The organism is Pseudomonas sp. NBB (assembly GCF_032701105.1).
GTDB classification, from domain to species: domain Bacteria; phylum Pseudomonadota; class Gammaproteobacteria; order Pseudomonadales; family Pseudomonadaceae; genus Aquipseudomonas; species Aquipseudomonas asiatica.
Genome location: NZ_CP103994.1, coordinates 2,463,117 through 2,485,481 on the forward strand (window position 1 = coordinate 2,463,117; position 22,365 = coordinate 2,485,481).

Sequence of the window (22,365 nt, forward strand, 5' to 3'; positions counted from 1 at the left end):
ATTTCCAATGCCAGCGACGCGTCGTCTTGATCTGCCAGCGGTAGAGCGCGCACTGCGTGAGGTGCAGGCCCGCTTTGCCGAACTCAGCCAGCATTTCACCGAACCGCGCGATCCGTTTACCGACGAGGTGCTGCTGAATGTGGTTGAAGGCTATGCCCTGATTGACGACTATGTCGCCCGGGGTGTCGACCTTTTCGACCTTCAGCAACTGAACCTGATGCTGGAGATCAACGCCACCGTGCTGTGCGGCAGCGACCCGGCACGCAGGCAGGAGTTTGCCCCGCACCTGGCGGCGACCGAGGCGCACTTTTTCAACAACGTGGAGGGCGGCATCAAGGACCTCTACAACTGGTATTGCTCGTATGGCAGCGATTCGATCTGGAAGCGCGCGGCGGGTGTCTACGTTCGAATTCTGAGCAAGCCGCAGCTGTTCATCGAAGGCAACAACCGCACAGGGTCGCTCATTGTCAGCTACCTGCTGATGCGCGCGGGGTTACCGCCATTCGTGTTGTCGCTGGACAATGCCGAGGGTTACTTCAACCCATCCTCGGTCATACGCAACTCTGCCAAGCATGGTGTCAAGGCTTTGTACGAACTACCCAAGATCAAGAAAAAGTATGCAGCTTTCCTTGAAGCGCACGCGCCTGAGCCCGGCAAGTTCTTCCTGGGCGTCACATCCATGCCTGCGCGCGAGAGGTGCCGCTGATGCAAAGCTCTTCTCTGTTCCAACGCGGGCGGCAAGCCATCGAGCGCACGTTCAACCGCCCGCAGATACGCATTTCGTTCGATATCGACGACACGCTCGCCTGCCAGGCCGACCATGCCGCCGCCGAGGACAGCAAGCTGCCTGCGTTCGTCCACCGCTGGTTGGGTGAACCCCTGCGCAGTGGCACGCGCTCGCTGATCCGCGACCTGCGCCGCCAGGGCTGCAGCATCTGGATCTACACCTCGTCGGGGCGCACGCCGTCCTACATCCGCCGTTGGCTGATGCTCTACGGTATCCGCGTCGATGGCGTGGTCAACAGTGACCGGCACCAGCATATCCTGGCCGTGAACGGGCTTGAGAATGCGCCTTCCAAATTGCCGTCGGCCTTCGATATCGACCTGCATGTCGATGATTCCGAGGGCGTGCGGCTGGAAGGCGTCGACCACGGTTTTCGCGTGGTGGTGGTGTGCCCCAAGGATGAGAACTGGGCGCAGAAAGTGATGGATGCGGCGGTCGATGTCCAGGCACAGCTGGCCTGGCAGCAACCGCACCGCTATGAAATGCCGGTACGGCAGCGTTCGCAGGCCCTCGCTTCCTGAGGGCCTCAAGGTACTTTTCTCGTTACGCCTCTTCGCTACTTGTTGCCCCCCACATCTCCCTTTGCGGCTTCCCATTTTCAGCTTCGGCTTGACTCGTGAAATTTTTCATGTAATTTTTCATGAAAAATAACTCTAAAAATTTCACGGCAGTCTCAAACGATGAAGATGCACGAAGAGGTTGAAGCCCTCGCGATCCTTATTCACGACCTGCGCAAATTCAAGAACCTGACCCTTGGCGAACTGGCCGAGCGCATCAACCGCTCGGTGGGCTTCTTGTCCCAGGTCGAGCGCGGTGTTTCGCGCCCTACCGTGGCCGATCTCACCGCCATCAGTGAAGCGCTCGGCGTATCTACCGCGTACTTCTACAACCTGAGCAAGCCCCGCAGCGTCAGCTGGGTCACGCGCCCCCACGAGCGGCGCACGCTGTACCTCGAGTCGGGCATCACCGATGTGCTGGCTTCGCCCACCATCGGCGGCGCGTTCTCCATGCTCGACAGCCATCTCGAGCCAGGCGCCAGCAGTGGCGAGCTGTACCTGACCGACCGATCCGAGCAGGGCTGTTTCGTGCTCGAAGGCGAACTCACGGTCTGGCTGGACCACGGCGACGCCGTGACCCTGCAGGCCAACGACTGCTTCCAGCTGCACCCCCACGCGCAGTTCCGTTACGCCAACCTGACGGAAAAAACCACCCGCGTGCTCTGGGTCTTCAACTGAATTCGTTCACCTCACAAGGACAAGAAGATGAGTGTCGTCTTTCCGGATCTGCTGACTGAAGTGCGCTCGTTCCGAGCGAAACACCCAGAAATACGTTATGTCGACCTGATTGCGCTGGATATCCCCGGGCACTTCTACGGCAAGCGCTACCCCATGGACATGCTGGAAAAAGTCGCAGCCGGCGCGCCGCTGAAGTTGCCGCAGAACTGCGTGTTGCTGGGCACCCAGGGGGGGCTCTACCCGATCGGTGACTACTGCTTCGCCGACGGCGACCCGGATGCCGCCCGCCGCCTGGTGCCGGGTACCCTCAGGCCGGTGCGCTGGGAAAAGGAACCGATCGCGCAGATGCTCATCACCTCTGACGGCACCGCCAACCCCATCGAGTTCGAGCCCCGTGAAGTGCTGGCCCGGGTGATCCAGCGCCTGGCCAGGCGCGGCATTCGCCCGGTGGTGGCCTTCGAGCTGGAGTTCTACCTGTTCGACCGCAAGCTCGATAACGGCCTGCCACAGTACCCACGCGACAAGGCGACCGACGACCACGACGACCAGCCGAACATGCACATCGAGCGGCTGTCGCGCTTTGCACCGGTGCTGCACGAGATGGTCGATGGCGCCAACGAGCAGGGCGTGCCGGCGAACGTGATCACCGCGGAGCTGGGCCCCGGCCAGTTCGAGATCAACTTCTCGCACAGCGACGATGCCATGAGCGCGGCGGACTGGTCGGCGCTGTTCTGCCGCAGTACCCGCGGTATCGCGATGAAGCACGGCTACCGAGCCAGCTTCATGAGCAAGCCGTACCTCGATGCGCCGGGCAGCGGCATGCATGTGCACGTCAGCCTGTACGACAACGCCGGCAACAACATCCTCGCCGGCGATGACCAGCGCAAGCTGCGCCATGCGGTGGCAGGGTGCCTGGAGTTGCTGCCCCACTGCATGCCGATCTTCGCCCCGAACCACAATGCCTACCGCCGTTACGGCGCCATGGTAAACGCGGCGAGCAAGGCCAGCTGGGGTTTCGAAGATCGCGATGCGTGTATTCGCATCCCCGAGTCCGACCCCCGCAACCTGCGCATCGAACACCGCCTCGCCGGTGCCGATGCCAACCCGTACCTGGTGCTGGCGGCCATCCTGACCGGGATGGAGCATGGCCTGGAGCGTGGCGTCGAGCCCATTGCCCCGCTGAACGACAACCGCCAGAGCGGCATCGAGTTCCCCAAGGATGCCTTCAGTGCCCTGGCGGCCATGCGTCACCACCCGGAGGTGAACGAGGGCCTGGGCAGTGAATTCGTGATGGTCTACTGCGAAAACAAATACCAGGAGCAACTGGACTTCATGCGCCACATCGATGCCCGCGAATACCGCTGGTTCCTGTAGCTGCCGGGGTCGGGGCAGCGCCGCTGCACCCTGCCTTTCTACCGTTTCAATACAACGCGCAATATGGATTTGCCGGAGGAAGATATGCCACGTGTGCCCGTTATCGGCATTACCGCATGCACCAGCATGATCGAGCTGCATGCAACCCAGACCATCAGCGAGAAGTACGCGCGCGCGGCGGCCAAGGCAGCGTGTGGGCTGCCCATCGTGATACCCAGCCTCGCAGACCTGATGGACAGCGCCGATATTCTCGACGTGGTGGATGGGCTGATCTTCACCGGTTCGCCGTCCAACATCGAACCGTTCCACTACAACGGACCGGCCAGTGCAGCGGGCACCCATCACGATCCGCTGCGTGATGCCACCACACTGCCACTGATGCGTGCGGCCATCGCCGCCGGAGTGCCGGTGCTGGGCATCTGCCGTGGTTTCCAGGAAATGAACGTGGCGCTGGGTGGCACCTTGCACCAGAAAGTGCATGAGACCGGTATGTTCATGGACCACCGCGAAAGCAAGGGTGAGCCCATCGAAAAGCAATACGGCCCGCGTCACGCCCTGCATATAGAGCCCGGCGGCATGCTCGACCGCATGGGTTTGCCAGCGGTTATCGATGTCAATTCCATCCACGGCCAGGGCATCGATGTACTGGCCCCCGGGCTGAGGGTGGAGGCGCTGGCACCCGATGGCCTGGTGGAAGCTGTTTCGGTCGAGAACAGCAAAGGCTTTGCCCTGGCCGTGCAATGGCACCCCGAGTACCAGGTCATGGACAACCCGCATTACCTGACCATCTTCCAGTCCTTTGGCAAGGCCTGCCGGCATCGCTCGGTACTGCGCCAGATGCTGTTGAAGACCGCCTGACAGCGATCTTTCCCAATTACAAAAAAAGTACCTGCGCAGCACGGCTGCGCAACTTGATGGAGTGAAGTCAATGAGTGAGCAGAATTCGCAGACCCTTGCCTGGCAAGCCATGAGCCGCGACCACCACCTGGCCCCGTTCAGCGATGTTCGGCAGCTGGCCGAGAAAGGTCCGCGCATCATCACCTCGGCCAAAGGTGTGTACCTCTGGGACAGCGAGGGCCACAAGATTCTCGATGGCATGGCGGGCCTGTGGTGTGTGGCGGTGGGCTATGGGCGCGATGAGCTGGCCGATGTCGCCAGCCAGCAGATGAAGCAGCTGCCGTACTACAACCTGTTCTTCCAGACCGCGCACCCGCCCGCGCTGGAACTGGCCAAGGCGATCGCCGATGTGGCCCCGCAAGGCATGACTCACGTGTTCTTCACCGGCTCTGGCTCCGAAGGCAACGACACCGTGCTGCGCATGGTCCGCCATTACTGGGCGCTAAAGGGCCAGAAGAACAAGAAGGTCATCATCGGCCGCATCAACGGTTACCACGGCTCCACCGTGGCCGGCGCGGGCCTGGGCGGCATGAGCGGCATGCACCAGCAGGGCGGGCTGATCCCGGATATCGTGCATATCCCGCAGCCATACTGGTATGGCGAAGGCGGCGACATGACCGAGGCCGACTTCGGCGTGTGGGCGGCCGAACAGCTGGAGAAAAAGATCCTCGAAGTTGGCGTGGACAACGTTGCCGCCTTCATCGCCGAACCGATCCAGGGCGCTGGCGGGGTGATCATTCCACCGCAGACCTACTGGCCGAAGGTGAAGGAGATCCTGGCCAGGTACGACATCCTCTTCGTCGCTGACGAAGTGATCTGCGGCTTCGGCCGTACAGGCGAGTGGTTCGGTAGCGACTACTACGACCTCAAGCCCGACCTGATGACCATCGCCAAGGGCCTTACCTCCGGCTATATCCCCATGGGCGGCGTGATCGTGCGAGATGAAGTGGCCAAAGTCATCAGCGAAGGCGGCGACTTCAACCACGGCTTCACCTATTCCGGCCACCCGGTGGCGGCTGCGGTCGGCCTTGAGAACCTGCGGATCCTGCGTGACGAAAAGATCATCGAGCAGGTGCACGACAAGACCGCGCCTTACCTGCAACGACGCCTGCGCGAGCTGGCGGACCACCCGCTGGTAGGCGAGGTACGCGGCCTGGGCATGCTCGGTGCGATCGAGCTGGTGAAGGACAAGGCCACCCGCGCGCGCTATGAAGGCAAAGGTGTCGGCATGATCTGTCGCCAGCACTGCTTCGACAACGGCCTGATCATGCGTGCCGTGGGCGACACCATGATCATCGCGCCGCCGCTGGTTATCAGCATCGAGGAGATCGACGAACTGGTGGAAAAAGCCCGCAAGTGCCTGGACCTGACGTACGAGGCTGTTCGCTGAGCGTCTGGGTCTGATACCTGTAGGAGCGGGTTTACCCGCGAAGCAGGCGCCGCGGTGGATGGCACGGACTTCGTCCGTGTTCGCGGGTAAACCCGCTCCCACAGGGATCGCACAAACTTCTGGAGTCTGGGCTAGACAGTCGCAGGCATATCGTCGCCGGCATCTTGCAATGCCGCGAAGCATCTTGCTTTGTGAAATGAATCATGTACTTTTCAGGGCATCAATTTTCCCATCCGAAAGTCGCGATTCAACCATGAAAGTGCACGAAGAGATCGAAGGCCTGGCCGTACTGATTCGCGACCTGCGCAAGTTCAAGGGCCTGACACTGGGCGAACTGGCCCAGCGCATCGGCCGTTCGGTGGGCTTTCTGTCCCAGGTCGAACGGGGCGTATCCCGCCCAACCGTGGCCGACCTCACGGCTATCAGCGAAGAGCTCGGCGTCTCCACGGCCTATTTCTACAAGCTGGACCAGCCCCGCGAGCTCGACTGGGTCACCCGCCCTCACGAGCGTCGTACCCTTCACCTGGCCGGTGGCATCACCGATGTGCTGGCATCCCCCACGATAACGGGCGCGTTCTCCATGCTCGACAGCCACCTGGAGCCGGGGGCCAGCAGTGGCGAGGAGTACCTGGATGACAGCTCGGAGCAGGGCTGCTTCGTGCTCGAAGGCGAACTGACCGTCTGGCTGGATGGCGGCGAGCCGGTAACGCTGCGCGCCAATGACAGTTTTCAGCTGCAACCCCACGCGAGCTTTCGTTACGCCAACCTGACAGACAAGCTCACCCGCGTGCTCTGGGTATTCAGCTGAGAGGGGAATCCAGGCTGGCTCTGGAGTCACCAGGCAATCGGTGTCCCGTCCCACGCCCAGAATGTACCGCTCTGTTCCGGGCCGTGTCGGCTCACCAGCGCTAGGATGCATGTCGCTGCAAACGCCGGCGAGAACAGTTTTCCTGGCGCCACATTGCCCTGAAAGGGTTGGGAAAGGCGGGTGTCGGTGGTCCCGGGATGCAGCAACAGTACCGTGGAAGCAGGGTTCAGTCGCTTGAACTCGATGCTCGCGGTACGCATAAGCTGGTTGAGCGCGGCCTTGCTGGCGCGATAGCTGTACCACCCGCCAAGATGATTGTCGCTGATCGACCCGACCCGCGCCGACAGCGCCACATAGGTCATCGGTTGCTGTCGCAACAAGGGCAGCAAGTGCCTGAGCAGCAGGACAGGGGCGAAACAGTTGGTCGTGAAGCTGGCCAGCAGCCCCGCCATATCTACCTGTGTCAGCGCTTTTTCGGCCCGCGCGGGCGGCGCTTGCAGCACCCCAAGCGTGCAAAATACAAGGTTCAAGTGGTTGCAGCAGGCTCCCACCCGCGCCGCCAGTGTTTGCAGTGCCACTTCGGAACACGCGTCGCAGTCGATGCGAACCAACTGTCGTGGGTGCTCGGCGAACAAAGCATCCAGCGCAGGGCTGCTGGTGGCATGTCGCGAGACGGCAAACACCCGTCCGATGTCGTCGCGCGCCAGCAGCTGGGTGCACAGTGCAAGGCCGATCCCCTGGCTGGCTCCGCAGACCAGCACGTTGGCGGGGGTATGAAGGTCATTGATAAGGCTCACTGAACTGCCTCCTTTGCCGGCGCCGACGCTGGTATGCCACTGTCACTGGCTCTGCCGAAACAAGGCCCTGAGACCCGCAAGTAAAAGTTGTACAACCTCATAAAAAAACTGTACATAGTTTCTAATATTGTATAGGTATTTCACGTGCTCGAGGTCAGTATGGGGCACACAACTCGTTGGGCCTGGCTTTGCCTGCTATTGACTGCCCTGTCGGAGGCGGCGGACTGGCGAGCGGAGCTGCCGGCAGCGCAACGGCTGGGCGTCGGTGAGTTCAGCTGGTTTGGCTTGCGCCTTTACACCGCACAGCTCTGGGCGGCAGGTCCGGTCCAGGACTGGAGCCGGCCTTTTGCCCTTGAGCTGGCCTATCACCGAAGCCTGTCCAGGGACACGCTGGTACAGGCCAGCCTCGAGGAAATGTACCGCCTGGCACCTGAAAACGTGACGCCGCAGCGGCGCGCGGCGTGGTCCCAAGCCATGCAGCAGGCGTTTGTGGATGTACAGCCAGGCATGCGCATCACCGGCTTGTACATGCCGGGGCAGGGCTGCCGCTTCTACGTCGATGGCAAACTCAGCCGGGCGGTCGCCGACCCCGTTTTTGCACGGGCGTTCTTCGCCATCTGGCTCGATCCGCGGGCCAGGGATCAACAACTGCGTCAGCGTCTGCTGGGGGGCATGCCATGAATCTGCATAACGGTAACGCTGACCAGCCAGGGGTAGCCTGAAGATGCGCCTGGGTCTGGTACTGGGTGATCAGCTGTCCTTCGACCTGGCAAGCCTCAACGCCCTCGATCCTGCCCGCGATGCTGTGCTGATGGCGGAAGTGGAAGGGGAGGCCAGGTACGTGCCGCATCATCCGCTGAAGATCGTCCTGATCTTCAGCGCCATGCGGCACTTCGCACTGGCACTGCGCGAGCGCGGTTGGCAGGTGCATTATGTGCAACTCGATGATGACGGCAACAGCGGAACCATCGTTGGCGAGTTGCGGCGCTGGCAGCAGGCCCTGGGAGCCACGCATATTCACCTGACCGAGTGCGGAGAGTGGCGCCTGGAGCAGGCGTTGCGCGATGCCGCACTGCCGCTTGTGTGGCATCGCGACACGCGGTTTCTATGCTCTCGCGAAGCTTTCGCGCGCTGGGCCCGGGAGCGCGGCCAACTGCGCATGGAACACTTCTACCGTGGCATGCGCAAACGCACCGGCCTGCTGCTGGAGCCTGACGGCAGCCCGGCAGGTGGAACCTGGAATCTCGATGGCGACAACCGCAAGGCCTTGCCTCGCCAGCTACGTGGCCCCTTCGCCGCACATTTCGCACAGGACGACATCACAGCTGCAGTAATAGCCCTGGTACGGCAACGCTTCAGCGACCACTACGGCGCCATCGACGGTTTCGACTACCCGGTGACCCATGCCGAGGCACGGCAGCTCTGGCAACACTTTCTGGATTTCGGCCTGGCGGCTTTCGGTGACTACCAGGATGCGATGGCCGAGGGCGAGCCGTACCTGTTCCATGCGCGCATCAGTGCAGCACTCAACATCGGGCTTCTCGATGTGCGTTTTCTATGCGAAGGGGTCGACAAGGCCTGGCGCGAGGGGCGAGTGCCGCTCAATGCAGCAGAGGGCTTCATCCGCCAGCTGATCGGCTGGCGTGAGTATGTACGCGGCATCTATTGGCTGCGCATGCCGGAGTATGCCGCGCTCAATTACCTGGGTAACGAGCGAGCGTTGCCGGAATTCTACTGGACCGGTCGCACCCGCATGCGCTGCATGGAGCAGGCCATCGGGCAAACCCTTCGCTTGGGTTACGCTCACCATATCCAGCGCCTGATGGTCACCGGCAACTTCGCCTTGTTGGCCGGTATCGCGCCCACCGCAATCTGTGAGTGGTACCTGGCTGTCTACATGGATGCCTTCGACTGGGTCGAACTGCCCAACACGCTTGGTATGGTGATGTACGCCGACGGCGGCTACCTGGGCTCCAAGCCTTACTGCGCCAGCGGTCGCTACATCCAGCGCATGTCCGATCATTGCAAGGCCTGCAGTTACAGGGTTGACCAGGTGGCCGAGGAAGGTGCCTGCCCGTTCAATGCCCTGTACTGGCATTTTCTCATCCGTCATCGCCACCTGCTTTCGGCCAACCCGCGTCTGGCGCTGGTCTATCGAAACCTCGATGGCATGTCGGCTGACCGTCGCGATGCCATCTGGCAGCGTGGCCAGTCACTTTTGGCGCGACTCGATGCGGCGCAACCGATATGAAAAAGGGTCTTTTGCCCAGCAAGGTCTGCGTGGTGTGTGGGCGGCCGTTCAGCTGGCGCAAGCGCTGGTCACGTTGCTGGGAGCAGGTGCGCTACTGCTCCGAACGATGCCGCAAGTCAGCACCGCACCGCAAGGCGCACGAGCAGGGGGAGGGTAACGGCCCATATCGGCATCAGTAGCAGGCCGGTTACCAGTGGGCCCATGGGCAAGTCGACATTTGCCAGCCCCGCTCCGCCTACATAGGCCAGCGGGCCGCCAACTGCACCCAGCAGTGCACCGAGCTGCCAGTGCCTGTCGGCCCATGCCAGGCTATGGCGCATGCCGCTGGCCAGTACCAGCCACAGCAGCACAAGCCACAGCGGCAATGGCCAGGTGTCGAAGCTGAACACGCCCAGCGCGCCCAGCACGCTATCCAGCACACACCCGACCGGCGTTACCAGCAACAGCGCCTTGACCTCTGCGTGGACGGCCGGGCACAGGCTCAGATGCACGGCCAGGCCAGCAATCACCAGCATCGACAGGAAGGGCTTTTCGGCCCCCAGTACGCATAGCCACCAGCCAGCCTGTAGCCACAAGGCATTGGCGAGCAGCCAGCCACGGCTCATCAGGCACTGCCAGGCAAGGGCGCGCGCCGTGCCTGGGGCGCTGCCCAGAGCAGATGCGCGACACCGATGGTGCGCTCCTCGAAACCGCCTTGGCAGTAACACAGGTAGAACTCCCACAGGCGCTGGAACATGTCGTCGTAGCCCAGATCCGTCAGCGCTGCGCGTGCCTGGCGCAGATTTTCTCGCCAATGCCGCAATGTGTGGGCATAGTCCTGGCCGAAATCTTCCATGTGCAAGAGGTTGAGTGCGGTGTGCCGGCTGGCAGTTTCCAGCATCACGCTCAACGAAGGCAGGGCGCCACCGGGGAAGATGTAGCGCTGGATGAAATCGACCGACCGCCGCGCCTGCTCATAGCGCTGGTCGCGTATGGTGATCGCTTGCAACAGCATCAGGCCGTCGGCCTTGAGTAGCGAGGCGCACTGGCGGAAATACACCGGCAGGTAACGGTGGCCGACAGCCTCGATCATCTCGATCGAGACCAGTTTGTCGAAGGTGCCTTGAAGATCGCGGTAGTCTTCGCGAAGCACTTTCACCCGCTGCTCCAGCCCCAGGGCCTGAACGCGTTGCAGGGTATGGCTGTACTGCGCCTCGGAAAGCGTGGTGGTGGTGACCTTGCAGCCATATCGGGTGGCGGCGTGGATCGCCAGGCTGCCCCACCCGCAGCCGATCTCCAGCAGGTGGTCGGCAGGGCTCAGCTCCAGCTTCTGGCAGATGCGCTCCAGCTTGTGCAGCTGTGCTTGCTCCAGTGTCTGCCCCGGGTGTTCGAACTGAGCTGCCGAATACATCATGGTGGGGTCGAGCAGCCGCTCGAACAGGGCATTGCCCAGATCGTAGTGCGCCAGAATATTGCGGCGGGCACCGCGCCTGTTGTTGCGGTTGAGTTTGTGCTGCAACCGCAGGGCAGGGCGGCCGAAGCGGGCCAGGCCCCCCTCGAGCGCGTCAAGTACCTCAAGGTTTGCGACGAACAGACGAGTCACCAGTGCCAGGTCGGGACTGCGCCAATAGCCGTGAATGTAGGCTTCGCCAGCACCGATCGAGCCATTGCCGGCTATCAGGCCCCAGGTGATGTCATCAAGGATCTCCACCTCGGCCTGCAACGGGCTGTGGGCGTCACCGAAACTCCACTGCTGCCCGTGGCTGAGCAAGCGCAGGTGGCCATGGCGCAGCCTGCCCAGCCGGGCGAGCACGGCATTTCGTGCCAGCCCGCCGAACAATGGCCCGAGGCCTGCGAACTTGCTAACGCTCAGGGTGGGGTTCGACATCATCAGGGTCCTCGCAGGAATGGCCGAGCGCCAGGTCACGCTGGCTGGCCGTGTGGTCATGGACGGGTGTGCGTTTGAACAGCAGGCGCAATGCCTGCCAGTAAATGGCCGAGACGGTGCGCAGGCTCATCCATGGGAAGGCCAGTACGTATCGGTGCACAGCGGCTCTATCCAGCGCCTGGCGTTGCAAGGCCAGGTCGGCCTCGAACACCTTGCTATCGCCTTGCCAGTTCTCCATGTGGATGCGCACATGTTCAGCGTCCAGGGCGAAGCGCAAGCGATAGTCCATGTGCAGTGGCATGAACGGCGACACATGGAAGGCCTTGGCGACGGTGAAGGGTCCGGCAAGGTTTCCGCGCACCGGCAGCACGTAATGGAAGCGTTCACGCCATGGTGTGTTTCGCACCTCCAGCAGGATTGCCGTCAGCCGTCCGTCGCGGTCATGGCAGAAATAGAAACTGACCGGGTTGAACGACAGCCCCCAGCAACGCAATTGCGTGAGCAGGTGCACCGGCCCCTCAGGCATTTCTCCCGTCGCGCTGCGCACCAGCAAACGTGCGGCCTGGGCCAGGGTCTCGCCCCGGCGGGTCCGGGCTGGCAGGTAATCTGCCTGGTTCCAGCTCAGCGGCGCCAGGCGCCAGCGCCACAGCCAGCGTGACAGGCCTGTCAGCAAGGCTTGCTCGTCCAGGTCCAGGTAGAACATGCCGATCCTGTAGCGGAAGGCGTGGGGGCGCGGCGCCAGGCGCCGGTGGCTGACCCAGCCCACGCAAAGGCTGCTGTTCACAGGTGCTCTCCGAAATGCGCGGCCACCTTCAACGCACTGACTACGCCATCCTCGTGAAAGCCGTTGCCCCAGTAGGCGCCGCAGAAGTAACTGTGGCGCTGGCCCTGCAGCTGCGCCTGGCGCGCCTGCGCGGCGCACGCCGCAAGGCTGTATTGCGGATGGTCGTACTGGAAGCGGGCAATGATCTGCGCCGGATCCACCAGCGCGGTCTGGTTGAGGCTCACGCAGAAGGTCGTCGGTGCCTGGATACCTTGCAGAATGTTCATGTTGTAGGTCAGCGCGGCAGGCGCCTGCTGCGGCCCGCCGAGACGGTAGTTCCAGCTGGCCCAGGCGCGCTTGCGGCGGGGTAGCAGACGGGTATCGGTGTGCAGCACCACATCGTTGCTGGCATAACCGATGGCGCCGAGCACTTCCCGTTCCTGCACGCTCGGCGCTTCGAGCAAAGCCAGGGCCTGGTCGCTGTGGCAGGCGAACACCACATTGTCGAAACGCTCGGTACCGGCAGCGCTCGTCAGGGTGACGCCACCTTCGTCGCGGCTGACCCGGAAAACCTTGCAGTCGAGGCGGATGCGCCCGGCAAACGGCCGGCACAGCGGACTGACATAGCTGCGCGAACCCCCTTCGATCACGCGCCACTGTGGACGTTGGTTGACCGACAACAAGCCGTGGTTGCGACAAAACCGCACAAAGAACGCAAGTGGGAAGCCGAGCATGTCCGCGCGGGACATCGACCAGATCGCCGACCCCATCGGTACGATGTAATGGTCGATGAAGCGCTGTCCATAGCGCTGAGCCCGGAGGTAGGCGCCCAGGGTCGCGTTGGCATCGATACGCTGGTTATCCAGGTCGGCGAGTGCCTGACGATTGAAACGCAGAATATCCCGTAGCATCCCCCAGAACCCCGGGGACACCAGGTTGCGGCGTTGGGCGAACAGGGTATTCAGGTCGTGCCCGTTGTATTCCAGGCCAGTGACCGGATCATGCACCGAGAAACTCATTTCGGTCGGCCGTGAGGCGACCTTCAGGTGGTCGAGCAAGCGGATGAAGTGCGGGTAGGTCCAGTCATTGAAGACGATGAAGCCGGTATCTATTGCATGGCGTTCACCCTGCCAGATCACATCGAGGGTATGCGTGTGGCCCCCGATCCATTTCTCGGCTTCGAAAACCGTCACCTCATGCTTGCGTGACAGCAGATGAGCGCAGGACAGCCCTGCAATGCCGCTGCCGATGATTGCTATACGCATGGATCATCATTCCTGTTCATGACGGGCAAGGCGTTGCCCAAGCCCCAGGCGCAGGCGCGCGGGCAGTGCGCCAAGCAGGCGCAATACCAGGATGAAAAGCCGGGGGAAGTTGATTTCCAGCGGGCGCTCGGGAAGGCGTTTGGCAATATGGCTGGCTGCGCGCTGCGCCGACCACAGCTGCGGCATGGGGAAATCGTTGCGACGGGTCAATGGCGTGTCGACAAAGCCCGGGTTGACGAGGGTGACGGCGATGCCTTCGCGGGCCAGGTCGATGCGCTGCGATTCCACCAGATAACGCACGGCTGCCTTGGACGCGCCATAGGCGCCGGCACGGGGCAAGGCCAGCCAGGTCACCGAACTGCCCATGACCACCAGATGAGGGCGTTGACCGGCGCGAAGCAAGGGCAGGGCCGCTGCCAGGCAGTAGCTGACAGCAAGGAAATTGGTACGGACCACACGCTCGACCAAGGCAGGGTCGAAATGGTCCGGCTCCAGGTACTCGCAGGTGCCTGCATTGAGGATCACCCTGTCCAGCGCTCCCCAGGCCTGCTCGATACGGGTTGCGATCCCGGCGACCTGTACGGGGTCGTCCAGGTCGCCAATGGCCAGCAGCACCTGCCCGGGAAAACGTTCAGCCAACGGGGCCAGACGATCTGCATGCCGTGCGCCCAAGGCGACCTGGTGGCCTTGCTCCAGCAGGCATTGTGCAAGTGCGGCACCGATACCGCTGCTTGCGCCTGTCAGCCAGCAGCGGCTCATGCCATCCGGCCTTTGAGCCATCGAATCGCACCGCCCATGACCGGAACATGTTCGTAGAGCAGGGCTGCTGCGTCGAAATAGTCCTGGTGAAAATGGACCCGGTCATGCCATTGCAGGTAACTGCATCCCTGCAAGCTGATCTGCTGACCGCGGGCCAGGCGTGGGTGGCGAAACTGCAGGGTCCAGCGCAGGTAACCTTGCCCGGGCATCACTTCGTCGATGCTGGAAAAGGCATAGCGAATGTCATGAGCGTTGGCGTACAACTGCGCGAAATAGGTTCGCAGAGCCCGCAGCCCCTGGATCTGATGCAACGGATCGCGAAAGGTGACATCGTCGCTGTACAGCTTTTCAAGGGGGCCGAGGTTGCCCCCGTCGAGTCTGCTGAAGTGCTCGGCGAATTGCTGCAGATACGCTGACATGCTGGACTCCAGGAAATCCTGTACAGAAATGGCTTGTTGTACAGGTATATCTGAAGTCTAAGCGTAAATCTATACAAGTCAACGATCTTGTATAGGTTTTGTTCAGCGCTCCGCCTGGCCCAGTTGTCGGCGCAATTCAGCCACCTCGGCCTCCAGCTCGCGTAGTTTCTCCTCAGCGAAAATCTGCGCTGTGACATCGCGCTGGATGCCGATGTAGTACGTCAACTGGTCCGCCTCGTTGTACACCGGCGTGACGGACAACTCGTTCCAGAACAAGCTTCCGTCCTTGCGGTAATTGCGCAGCACCTGGCAGCACGGCAGGCCTCCACGGATCGCCTCGCGGATGTTGGCAAGGCCGGCCTGGTCATGATCGTCGCCCTGCAGAAAACGGCAGTCCTGATACAGGATGTCCTCGGCGCGATAGCCGGTCAGGCGCTCGAAGGCGGGGTTGGCGTAGATAAGGATGCTGTCGTCGCCCTCCTGCTCTGCGACGACGATGCCATCGTTGGAATGCTCGACCATCAGTTGCATGAGTTTCGCGTTGATCATGGGGCCCACCTACAGGCATTTAGGATGCGAAGTGCGTAGCCTGGCCTGCGTGCAGAAGGCCTCGGCGCCGTTTGTTGCATGATGACCCAAGGAGGCTCGCCGCAGAAGGTGCATATGGGTTTAGAATGTGCCACCCCCCAGATAAACCCTCATCATGACTGACGCCACCCCAGCCGATTTGCTACCCATGCGCGATGTGGTCAGCCTGACCGGCATCAATCCGGTGACCTTGCGGGCATGGGAGCGGCGCCATGGGTTGATAAGCCCGCAGCGCACCGAGGGCGGCCATCGCCTTTATAGCGCTCGCGATGTCCAGCGCATACGCGACATCTTGCGCTGGACCGGCAATGGGGTGCCCATCAGCAAGGTAGGCGGCATGCTCGCAGGCCAGCCGGATGCGCCGGTGCAGCAGCACTCGGCGTTCGACGACTGGCGCGCTGCCGTGGAGCGTGCAACCAAGGCATTCGATACACAAGCGCTGGAAAGCATCCATGGGCAGTTGTTCACCGTCCTGCCCAAGGCCACCGTGCTGCGTGATGTGCTGATGCCAGTCTGGCATGGCCTGGCCTCAGGCATTGCGCCGGGCCAGCGTAGCCAATGGCTGTTTCTGGACATGTTCCTGCGCGCCCGCCTGCTGATGCGCCTGCAGATGAACCAGGCCGATGCACCGCGCGTGCTGCTGGCAGGCACCGAGGGGCAAGCCGAACTGCAGGTGTTGTGCACCGGGCTGCTGTTGAGCAGCGAGCAGCAACGCATCGAAGTGCTCGGTTGCGGGCAGCCGCTGGAAGAAATACCCATGCTGTGTGCAGCAATGCAGCCCGCGGCAGTGGTGATCAAGGTCCAGGTGCCGGTGGACCCTGCCTTGGCCAGGCGGCTGCGTTCGCTGCAAATGGCAATCGTTTGTCCGCTGGCCTTGATTGGCGAGGGATTGGCCGATTTACAACCAGCCTGGCAAGGCCTCCCGCTGTGTCTGCTGGACGAGCAGCGCGCTGACGTCGCACCCATGCTGAACGCCTTGCTCAGTGGTGCCCTGGACCTTTGACAGGGGCCCGCCGTAGTCTGCCGTACTGATCCTCGCCTGCTCCTGTGGGTTACGCCAGAAGTCTTGCCTCTGGGCGTAACCCGGTCCTGGGCCGGAATCATCACGCCGCGCGCGCAGGCCCAAAGCATCTGGCAGCCCCCTCCAAGGCAGCGTTTCTGGCTGTTTGCCAGCTTCTGATAATCGCCTCCGACATCCCGTCCCCGTTTCGGAGCGCGCCATGTACAACAATAAGAATCTGTCCCCACGTTTGCTGGCGGCTGTTACCGTCAGCCTGTCGACCCTTTGCCTGAGCAGCCTGGCCCAGGCCGAGATCATGCTGTACGACAAGGACCAGACGACGTTTTCCACCGACGGCTATATCAACGCCTTCTACGTCAACAGCGATGTCGATCGGCAGGGCGAGCAGTTCGATCGCCGCCAGTCACGGGTGAAGATGGGCTTTCTGCCCAACTACCTGGGCTTCAACATGGGCAAGCAGGTGGATGACCTGAAGCTCGGCGCGCGAGCCTCGTTCTGGGTGACCATCAACGACAGCGAAACCAACGGTACCGACACCGCCATCGACGTGCGCCAGTTCTACGGCACCGTGGCCAACCCCGAGTGGGGTGAGGTGCTGATCGGCAAGGACTTCGGGCTGTTCGCCCGTTCCAATATCCTGCTCGACGAACTGCTGGCCGGTTATGGCCAGGTCAGTGACACCCTGGGGCTGGTTGACGGCGGCGGGGTCTCGTTCGGCAACATCGGTAGCGGCTACCCGTACCCGTTCCCCACCTCGCAGATCACCTATCGCACCCCAGTGATGGACGGCCTGCGGGTGGCGGTGGGCATCATGGACCCGGTGGACACCAACGACAGCAGCCCGACCGGCAAGGCCTACCAGGAAAACCCGCGTACCGAAAGCGAGATCACCTACCAGTTCGACCTGGGTGGGGCGCAGATCTACAGCTGGCTCAACGGCAGCTACCAGACCTCCGACAACACCGACCCGGCGGTGCAGTCGGTCACCTCCAAAGGTGTCGGCTACGGTGTGCAGGCGAAGATGGGGGGGCTGTCGCTGACCGGCTCGGGGTTCCAGGCCAAGGGCATCAACCCGTTCTTCACCAACAACGCTGGCGAACCGACCTTGCGCAATGTCGACAGCGACGGCTACCTGCTGCAGGGCTCCTACAAGGTCGGCAAGAACCGGGTGGCGCTGTCGTATGGCAAGACCAAGGACGATGGCAACGGTGCGGTGGGCAGTGGTGCGGATTATGAAACCCGTGGCGTGGCGCTGTTCCATGACGTCAACGACAACCTCAAGCTGGTTGCCGAGTACAACCAGTTTTCCATCGACGGCCATGAAACCAGTGACCAGAACGAAGACACCGATACCTTTGCGGTGGGGGCGGTGTTGACCTGGTAAGCCCTCGGCCTCGACTCAAGACTGCTGGGGCTGCTGTGCAGCCCTTTCGCGACGCAAGGCCGCTCCCACATCGACCGCGCAAGCCCATGTGGGAGCGGCCTTGCGTCGCGAAAGGGCCGCGCAGCGGCCCCGGCAATCTTCAGGAAAAGCTATTACAACCATGGAACCGCCCACCCGCTACCCAAGTAGCATTCGTCCTCGATGATCGCCTTCGTACACTCATCACTCAGCCACCCCGCGCCGGAGACCACGATGCAGCAGGCTCACAACGACGGTGTGGTCAGCGCCATGTCCCAGGCAACCGATGCCCGGCAGGCAGCCCAGGAGCTGGCGGCGCAGTTGCTGCACCCGCACCTGGGCTTCGTGCTGTTCTTCTGCTCCGCCGAATACGACCTGCAGGCCCTGGGCGAAGCCCTGGAGCAGGGCTTTGGCGGCATCCGCCTGGTCGGTTGCACCAGCGCCGGGGAAATCACCCCGCAGGGCTATGGTCGCAACTGCATAACGGCAGTGGGGTTCGATCATCGGCACTTTTCCATCGCTACCGAGCTGATCGACGAAATGGAGCGCTTCAGCCTGATCGACGCCCAGCAGATGGTCGAGCGCCTGGTCGGCACCTGCCGCAGCAATAACCTGGCGCCGATCAAGGGCCACAGCTTTGCCCTGACCCTGCTCGACGGCTTGTCCAGCCGCGAGGAAATGGTGCTTGCCGCCCTCAGTGCGGCCCTGGGCGACATCCCGCATTTCGGCGGCTCGGCCGGCGACGACAACTACCTGACCCGCACCCATGTGTATTTCGGCGGCGCGTTCCACCACGGCGCGGCGGTGGTGGTGCTGGTCAATACCTGGCTCGACTTCGAAGTGTTCACCACCCACCACATCCTGCCGCGCCAGGAAAAGCTGGTGGTCACCGGCGCCGACAGTGCCCAGCGCCGGGTCTTCGAACTGAATGCCGAGCCAGCTGCCGAGGAATACGCCCGGCACATCGGCGTGCCGGTGGCCGAGCTCGATCATCGTGTGTTCGCTGCCCATCCGCTGGCCGTGCGCATCCACGACCAGTATTACGTGCGGGCGATACAGCAGGTGCACCCGGACCTGAGCCTGAGTTTCTACTGCGCTGTGGAAAACGGCATCGTGCTTACCGCCATGACCCCGGGCCCGCTGTTGCCAAACCTGCACCAGTTGTTCGACGGCTTGCAGCAGCGCCTCGGCCCGCTGCTGCTGACCATCGGTTGCGATTGCTTCCTGCGGCGGCTGGAGCTGGAAGCCCGGGACGGGCTGGAAGCGGTCGGTGCGTTCCTGCGCGAGCAGCGGGTGATCGGCTTCAACACCTACGGAGAACAGTTCGATGGCATGCACATCAACCAGACCTTCACCGGAGTCGCCATTGCCCGCAACCGGCCTCCTGTCGGTCGCTGAACTGCAGGCCGAGGTCGCCCGGCTGCAGCACCAGAACCACAAGCTGCAGCGTATCAACGGCGCCCTGATCGAGCGTATCGAGTCCGGCGTCACGCGTGGCAATGACCCTTATGCCGCGTTCCAGCATTCGGTGGTGCTGGCCGAGCAGGTGCGCGAACGCACCGAAGCGCTGAACCAGGCCATGGCCGAGCTCAAGGCCGTCAACCACCTGCTCAGCGAGGCCCGGCAGCGGGCCGAGACGGCACACCAGCACCAGATTCGCCTGATCACCGACCATGTACCGGCGCTGATCGCTTACCTGAATGCCGACCTGGTCTACGAATTCACCAACAAGGTCTATGAAGAATGGTATTGCTGGCCTCGCGGCGTGATGCTGGGCCAGAGCCTGCGCGAAGCCCACAGCGAGCAGCATTACCAGCGCCTGGAGGCCTACGTGGCGCGGGCGCTGGCGGGGGAGAGCGTAACCTTCGAGTTTGCCGAAACCAACATCAACGGCCAGGAACGCTACATGCTGCGCTCCTATGTGCCGAACCGCCTGGCCAATGGCGAAGTGGTGGGCATCTTCGTGTTGATCCGCGACATCACCGAGCGACGCAATACCGCACAGGCGCTGCACCAGGCATATCAGCACCTGGAGCAACGGGTACGCGAGCGCACGGCCGAGCTGACCAGCCTCAACGAGCAGCTGCTGCGCGAAATCGAGGAGCGCAGCCGGGTGGAATCGCGCCTGCGCGAGGCCAAGCGCGAGGCCGAGCAGGCCAACCTGTCGAAAACCAAGTTCCTTGCCGCCGTCAGCCATGACCTGCTGCAGCCACTGAACGCGGCACGGCTGTTCACCAGCGCCTTGCTCGAACACCGCGAGCCGCACAACAGTGCCCATTTGGTGCGTAATGTCAGCAACTCGCTGGAGGATGTGGAGAACCTGCTAGGTACCCTGGTGGATATTTCCAAGCTCGATGCTGGCGTGATCAAGGCCGATGTCGCCCCGTTCGCCCTGCGCGAACTGATGGACAACCTCGCTGCCGAATACGCCCAGGTGGCGCGCAGCGAAGGGCTTGAACTGCATTTCGTGGGCTGTTCCGCCGTGGTGCGCAGTGACATCCAGCTGCTGGCGCGGATCCTGCGCAACCTGCTCAGCAATGCCATTCGCTATACCCGCAGTGGGCGCGTGGTGCTGGGCTGCCGGCGCCAGCGTGGCGGCTTGCGGATCGAAGTATGGGACAGCGGGATCGGTATCGCCGAAGAGCACCTGGAAGAAATGTTCCAGGAGTTCAGGCGCGGCGATGTGCAGCGCCCGGACCAGGACCGAGGGTTGGGTCTGGGCCTGGCGATCGTGGAAAAGATCGCCGGCATTCTTGGCCACCGGATTCGGGTGCGGTCATGGCTTGGCAAAGGCTCGGTGTTCGCTGTCGAAGTGCCGCTGAGCACCACCGCGCCCAAGGCCCAGCCGAGCCAGGCAATCAGCGAGCCGATGCTCGAACGCCTGCGCGGGGCGCGGGTGTGGGTACTGGATAACGATGCGGCGATTTGCGCCGGCATGCGTACCCTGCTGGAGGGGTGGGGCTGCCGGGTGGTCACCGCGCTGTCGGAGGAAGACCTTGCGCGCCAGGTGGACAACTACCATGCCGAGGCCGACCTGCTGATCGCCGACTACCACCTGGACAACGACTGCAATGGCGTCGACGCCGTGGCGCGGATCAATGCCCGCCGTACCCAGCCCTTGCCGGCGATGATGATCACCGCCAACTACAGCAACGAGCTCAAGCAACAGATCCGCGAGCAGGGCCACACCCTGATGCACAAGCCGGTGCGGCCGATGAAGCTTAAGGCGGCGATGAGCCATTTGCTGGGCAGCAGTGTGGCATAGCCGCCGGCCTCTTCGCGGGCAAGCCCGCGAAGAGGCCGGAATAGGTCAACGCCGCAGGTAATCACCGAAATCGATATCACCGGCACTGAGGATGGCCTGTACCCGGTTGTGTACGTTGAGCTTGCGCAGGATCGCCGAAACGTGGGCCTTGACCGTGGTCTCGGCGATATCCAGGGTGTAGGCGATCTGTTTGTTCGACTCGCCCTTGGTCATGCGCTCGAGCACCAGCAGCTGCTTGCGGGTCAGGGCCTGGAGCATCTCCGGCGGGAAGCTCGGGGCATCGTTCAGGCGCCGGCTGGTGCTGCTTTTCTGGGCTCGGATGATGTCGGGCGGCAGGTAGACATTGCCGTTGAGGATCTGCTCGATCGCTTCGATCATCTGTGAACGTGGCGAGGACTTGGTGATGAAGCCCACCGCGCCATAAGTGATGGCCTGCAGCACGATCTGCTTTTCCTGCTCGGCCGAGACGATCACCACCGGCGTGGTCGGTGCCTCGTTGCGCAGGGTGATCAGGCCATTGAGGCCATGCATGCCGGGCATGTTCAGGTCGAGCAGGATCAGGTCGAGGTCGTCATGTTCGTGGGTCAGCGCCAGGGCGCTGTCCAGGTCGGCAGTTTCCATGACTTCGCTGCCCTGGAAGCCATCGCTGATAACGTTGTGGATGGCTTCGCGAAACAGGGGGTGATCGTCGGCAATCAGAATTTTGTACATGGCCTTTTCACCTCGTTTTTATTGGATGGAGCGGGCACGCGTTTGCAGGCGATGAATTCAGGGGAAGGGTTCCGGCTGCGCTGGCTGCAGCGGCAGGTTGGCCTGTTGCCAGGCGTCCAGGCCATCGCGGTACCAATACAGATTCTTATAGCCCAGGGCTTTCGCGCGTTTTACCGCGTTCCAGCTTAACCAGCAATCGGAGCGACAGTAAAAGACCAGCGGTTGCTCCGTGCGCCCGGCGGTGGCTTGTTGCAGGTTGCGCACGAAGTAATCGTGCCACGCCGGGCTCAGCTCGCCGTCGCCGGTGTTGGCCAGCCAGCGGCTGCCGGGGATGTTGGCGTGGGGTTCATCTTCGATGAAGCGGCCTTGCAGCCATTGGCGGCGATAGACGTCGATCAGCACCGGCGTGGGGGTGTGCCCCAGCAGGTCTTGCAGCATGGCGGTGTCGATGACCTGGCCGCCCTCGACCTGCTGTGGGGTCGGGCTGCGGTAGAGGGTGGTGCGGTAGCCGTCGGCAGAGAATAGCGGCGTGGTATCCGCCTGGGCAGCGCCTAGCGTCAGGCTCAGGGAAAGCGCCGCCAGCAATGGGCGTGGCAGCCGGGGCAGGGCACGTGGCATGGGGGTTGTCCTTTTTGTTATAGGCCCATTACATGCCAGTGGCGGTGCATTGTGAATGCGACGATCAGACAGCAAAGGCAGTACCAAAGTAGTAGAAAGCCGGGCGCCTCTGGCCTGATCCTGCCCAATATCTGAATGCAGGCGCGATCCC

The 22,365-nt window shown here is 62.6% G+C and carries 24 protein-coding genes; 14 read left to right on the forward strand and 10 right to left on the reverse strand.

The features are described from left to right. Nucleotides 1–7: 7 nt before the first annotated feature. The 7 genes from NY023_RS11420 (at nt 8) to NY023_RS11450 (ending at nt 6,488) form a co-directional block, all read left to right on the forward strand. Nucleotides 8–706 (forward strand): hypothetical protein, encoded by a 699-nt coding sequence (locus NY023_RS11420; RefSeq protein ID WP_013972147.1) that lies wholly within the window; start codon nt 8–10, stop codon nt 704–706. Next, entirely contained in the window at nt 706–1,305 is a 600-nt protein-coding gene (locus NY023_RS11425) for a hypothetical protein (protein ID WP_039613292.1), read from the forward strand. Before NY023_RS11420 ends, NY023_RS11425 begins: the two co-directional genes overlap by 1 nt. Nucleotides 1,306–1,464: 159 nt before the next feature. After that, entirely contained in the window at nt 1,465–2,019 is a 555-nt protein-coding gene (locus tag NY023_RS11430; RefSeq protein WP_013972148.1) for a helix-turn-helix domain-containing protein, read from the forward strand. 27 nt (nt 2,020–2,046) lie between these two features. Next, nucleotides 2,047–3,393 carry a glutamine synthetase family protein gene (locus tag NY023_RS11435; RefSeq protein ID WP_013972149.1) on the forward strand — a complete coding sequence of 449 codons (1,347 nt, stop codon included), beginning with the start codon at nt 2,047–2,049 and terminating at the stop codon, nt 3,391–3,393. Nucleotides 3,394–3,477: 84 nt separating this feature from the next. After that, nucleotides 3,478–4,251 (forward strand): gamma-glutamyl-gamma-aminobutyrate hydrolase family protein, encoded by a 774-nt coding sequence (locus NY023_RS11440; protein ID WP_015270028.1) that lies wholly within the window; start codon nt 3,478–3,480, stop codon nt 4,249–4,251. Between the two features lie 70 nt (nt 4,252–4,321). Continuing rightward, the gene (locus NY023_RS11445; RefSeq protein ID WP_023661869.1) at nt 4,322–5,680 is read left to right on the forward strand and encodes an aspartate aminotransferase family protein; all 1,359 of its coding nucleotides are present in this window, start codon (nt 4,322–4,324) and stop codon (nt 5,678–5,680) included. A gap of 253 nt (nt 5,681–5,933) precedes the next feature. Then, the gene (locus tag NY023_RS11450) at nt 5,934–6,488 is read left to right on the forward strand and encodes a helix-turn-helix domain-containing protein (protein ID WP_013972152.1); all 555 of its coding nucleotides are present in this window, start codon (nt 5,934–5,936) and stop codon (nt 6,486–6,488) included. 26 nt (nt 6,489–6,514) lie between these two features. Here NY023_RS11450 and NY023_RS11455 read toward each other — a convergent pair whose 3' ends face one another. After that, nucleotides 6,515–7,285, reverse strand: coding sequence for an SDR family NAD(P)-dependent oxidoreductase (locus NY023_RS11455; protein WP_013972153.1), 771 nt, complete (start codon nt 7,283–7,285; stop codon nt 6,515–6,517). A gap of 159 nt (nt 7,286–7,444) precedes the next feature. On the opposite strand from NY023_RS11455, the gene NY023_RS11460 reads away from it, so the two are divergent. Genes NY023_RS11460 through NY023_RS11470 form a run of 3 tightly spaced genes read left to right on the forward strand, consistent with a single transcriptional unit; the run spans nt 7,445 to nt 9,715 of the window. Continuing rightward, on the forward strand, nt 7,445–7,966 hold the full coding sequence (locus NY023_RS11460; protein ID WP_023661871.1) for a chalcone isomerase family protein: 522 nt from the start codon (nt 7,445–7,447) through the stop codon (nt 7,964–7,966). A gap of 43 nt (nt 7,967–8,009) precedes the next feature. Beyond that, the gene (locus tag NY023_RS11465; RefSeq protein ID WP_013972155.1) at nt 8,010–9,536 is read left to right on the forward strand and encodes a cryptochrome/photolyase family protein; all 1,527 of its coding nucleotides are present in this window, start codon (nt 8,010–8,012) and stop codon (nt 9,534–9,536) included. Then, nucleotides 9,533–9,715 carry a DUF2256 domain-containing protein gene (locus tag NY023_RS11470; RefSeq protein WP_003257620.1) on the forward strand — a complete coding sequence of 61 codons (183 nt, stop codon included), beginning with the start codon at nt 9,533–9,535 and terminating at the stop codon, nt 9,713–9,715. The genes NY023_RS11465 and NY023_RS11470 overlap by 4 nt, the downstream gene beginning before the upstream one ends. Here NY023_RS11470 and NY023_RS11475 read toward each other — a convergent pair. The 7 genes from NY023_RS11475 to NY023_RS11505 form a co-directional block, all read right to left on the reverse strand. Further along, entirely contained in the window at nt 9,653–10,141 is a 489-nt protein-coding gene (locus NY023_RS11475) for a DUF2878 domain-containing protein (RefSeq protein WP_013972156.1), read from the reverse strand. The genes NY023_RS11470 and NY023_RS11475 overlap by 63 nt on opposite strands. After that, on the reverse strand, nt 10,141–11,403 hold the full coding sequence (locus NY023_RS11480; RefSeq protein ID WP_024086828.1) for an SAM-dependent methyltransferase: 1,263 nt from the start codon (nt 11,401–11,403) through the stop codon (nt 10,141–10,143). Before NY023_RS11480 ends, NY023_RS11475 begins: the two co-directional genes overlap by 1 nt. Beyond that, nucleotides 11,378–12,187, reverse strand: a complete 810-nt coding sequence (locus NY023_RS11485; RefSeq protein ID WP_013972158.1) for a DUF1365 domain-containing protein — start codon at nt 12,185–12,187, stop codon at nt 11,378–11,380. Before NY023_RS11485 ends, NY023_RS11480 begins: the two co-directional genes overlap by 26 nt. Continuing rightward, nucleotides 12,184–13,431, reverse strand: a complete 1,248-nt coding sequence (locus tag NY023_RS11490; RefSeq protein WP_013972159.1) for an NAD(P)/FAD-dependent oxidoreductase — start codon at nt 13,429–13,431, stop codon at nt 12,184–12,186. The genes NY023_RS11485 and NY023_RS11490 overlap by 4 nt, the downstream gene beginning before the upstream one ends. Nucleotides 13,432–13,437: 6 nt before the next feature. Continuing rightward, nucleotides 13,438–14,190, reverse strand: a complete 753-nt coding sequence (locus NY023_RS11495) for an SDR family NAD(P)-dependent oxidoreductase (RefSeq protein WP_013972160.1) — start codon at nt 14,188–14,190, stop codon at nt 13,438–13,440. Continuing rightward, nucleotides 14,187–14,609: a nuclear transport factor 2 family protein gene (locus tag NY023_RS11500; RefSeq protein WP_013972161.1), complete on the reverse strand. Its 423-nt coding sequence runs from the start codon at nt 14,607–14,609 to the stop codon at nt 14,187–14,189. The genes NY023_RS11495 and NY023_RS11500 overlap by 4 nt, the downstream gene beginning before the upstream one ends. Nucleotides 14,610–14,711: 102 nt before the next feature. Then, nucleotides 14,712–15,158: a PAS domain S-box protein gene (locus NY023_RS11505; protein ID WP_013972162.1), complete on the reverse strand. Its 447-nt coding sequence runs from the start codon at nt 15,156–15,158 to the stop codon at nt 14,712–14,714. A gap of 154 nt (nt 15,159–15,312) precedes the next feature. On the opposite strand from NY023_RS11505, the gene NY023_RS11510 reads away from it, so the two are divergent. From NY023_RS11510 to NY023_RS11525, 4 genes are all read left to right on the forward strand, one after another. After that, complete coding sequence (locus NY023_RS11510; protein WP_013972163.1) at nt 15,313–16,200, forward strand: MerR family transcriptional regulator; 888 nt, start codon at nt 15,313–15,315, stop codon at nt 16,198–16,200. Nucleotides 16,201–16,417: 217 nt separating this feature from the next. Beyond that, the gene (locus tag NY023_RS11515; RefSeq protein WP_003257627.1) at nt 16,418–17,602 is read left to right on the forward strand and encodes a porin; all 1,185 of its coding nucleotides are present in this window, start codon (nt 16,418–16,420) and stop codon (nt 17,600–17,602) included. Between the two features lie 252 nt (nt 17,603–17,854). Further along, nucleotides 17,855–19,018 (forward strand): nitric oxide-sensing protein NosP, encoded by a 1,164-nt coding sequence (gene nosP, locus NY023_RS11520; protein WP_013972164.1) that lies wholly within the window; start codon nt 17,855–17,857, stop codon nt 19,016–19,018. Further along, the gene (locus NY023_RS11525) at nt 18,987–20,885 is read left to right on the forward strand and encodes a NahK/ErcS family hybrid sensor histidine kinase/response regulator (RefSeq protein ID WP_003257629.1); all 1,899 of its coding nucleotides are present in this window, start codon (nt 18,987–18,989) and stop codon (nt 20,883–20,885) included. Before nosP ends, NY023_RS11525 begins: the two co-directional genes overlap by 32 nt. A gap of 45 nt (nt 20,886–20,930) precedes the next feature. On the opposite strand, the gene NY023_RS11530 is transcribed toward NY023_RS11525, so the two are convergent. Then, on the reverse strand, nt 20,931–21,596 hold the full coding sequence (locus NY023_RS11530; RefSeq protein WP_013972165.1) for a response regulator transcription factor: 666 nt from the start codon (nt 21,594–21,596) through the stop codon (nt 20,931–20,933). Between the two features lie 57 nt (nt 21,597–21,653). After that, nucleotides 21,654–22,214 carry a PQQ-dependent catabolism-associated CXXCW motif protein gene (locus tag NY023_RS11535; protein WP_013972166.1) on the reverse strand — a complete coding sequence of 187 codons (561 nt, stop codon included), beginning with the start codon at nt 22,212–22,214 and terminating at the stop codon, nt 21,654–21,656. Nucleotides 22,215–22,365: the final 151 nt, after the last annotated feature.

Coding starts and splice junctions, on each gene's coding strand:
- NY023_RS11420 (WP_013972147.1), top strand. CDS start 8: ATGCCAGCGACGCGTCGTCTTGATCTGCCAGCGGTAGAGCGCGCACTG.
- NY023_RS11425 (WP_039613292.1), top strand. CDS start 706: ATGCAAAGCTCTTCTCTGTTCCAACGCGGGCGGCAAGCCATCGAGCGC.
- NY023_RS11430 (WP_013972148.1), top strand. CDS start 1,465: ATGAAGATGCACGAAGAGGTTGAAGCCCTCGCGATCCTTATTCACGAC.
- NY023_RS11435 (WP_013972149.1), top strand. CDS start 2,047: ATGAGTGTCGTCTTTCCGGATCTGCTGACTGAAGTGCGCTCGTTCCGA.
- NY023_RS11440 (WP_015270028.1), top strand. CDS start 3,478: ATGCCACGTGTGCCCGTTATCGGCATTACCGCATGCACCAGCATGATC.
- NY023_RS11445 (WP_023661869.1), top strand. CDS start 4,322: ATGAGTGAGCAGAATTCGCAGACCCTTGCCTGGCAAGCCATGAGCCGC.
- NY023_RS11450 (WP_013972152.1), top strand. CDS start 5,934: ATGAAAGTGCACGAAGAGATCGAAGGCCTGGCCGTACTGATTCGCGAC.
- NY023_RS11460 (WP_023661871.1), top strand. CDS start 7,445: ATGGGGCACACAACTCGTTGGGCCTGGCTTTGCCTGCTATTGACTGCC.
- NY023_RS11465 (WP_013972155.1), top strand. CDS start 8,010: ATGCGCCTGGGTCTGGTACTGGGTGATCAGCTGTCCTTCGACCTGGCA.
- NY023_RS11470 (WP_003257620.1), top strand. CDS start 9,533: ATGAAAAAGGGTCTTTTGCCCAGCAAGGTCTGCGTGGTGTGTGGGCGG.
- NY023_RS11475 (WP_013972156.1), bottom strand. CDS start 10,141: ATGAGCCGTGGCTGGCTGCTCGCCAATGCCTTGTGGCTACAGGCTGGC.
- NY023_RS11480 (WP_024086828.1), bottom strand. CDS start 11,403: ATGTCGAACCCCACCCTGAGCGTTAGCAAGTTCGCAGGCCTCGGGCCA.
- NY023_RS11490 (WP_013972159.1), bottom strand. CDS start 13,431: ATGCGTATAGCAATCATCGGCAGCGGCATTGCAGGGCTGTCCTGCGCT.
- NY023_RS11495 (WP_013972160.1), bottom strand. CDS start 14,190: ATGAGCCGCTGCTGGCTGACAGGCGCAAGCAGCGGTATCGGTGCCGCA.
- NY023_RS11500 (WP_013972161.1), bottom strand. CDS start 14,609: ATGTCAGCGTATCTGCAGCAATTCGCCGAGCACTTCAGCAGACTCGAC.
- NY023_RS11505 (WP_013972162.1), bottom strand. CDS start 15,158: ATGATCAACGCGAAACTCATGCAACTGATGGTCGAGCATTCCAACGAT.
- NY023_RS11510 (WP_013972163.1), top strand. CDS start 15,313: ATGACTGACGCCACCCCAGCCGATTTGCTACCCATGCGCGATGTGGTC.
- NY023_RS11515 (WP_003257627.1), top strand. CDS start 16,418: ATGTACAACAATAAGAATCTGTCCCCACGTTTGCTGGCGGCTGTTACC.
- nosP (WP_013972164.1), top strand. CDS start 17,855: ATGCAGCAGGCTCACAACGACGGTGTGGTCAGCGCCATGTCCCAGGCA.
- NY023_RS11530 (WP_013972165.1), bottom strand. CDS start 21,596: ATGTACAAAATTCTGATTGCCGACGATCACCCCCTGTTTCGCGAAGCC.
- NY023_RS11535 (WP_013972166.1), bottom strand. CDS start 22,214: ATGCCACGTGCCCTGCCCCGGCTGCCACGCCCATTGCTGGCGGCGCTT.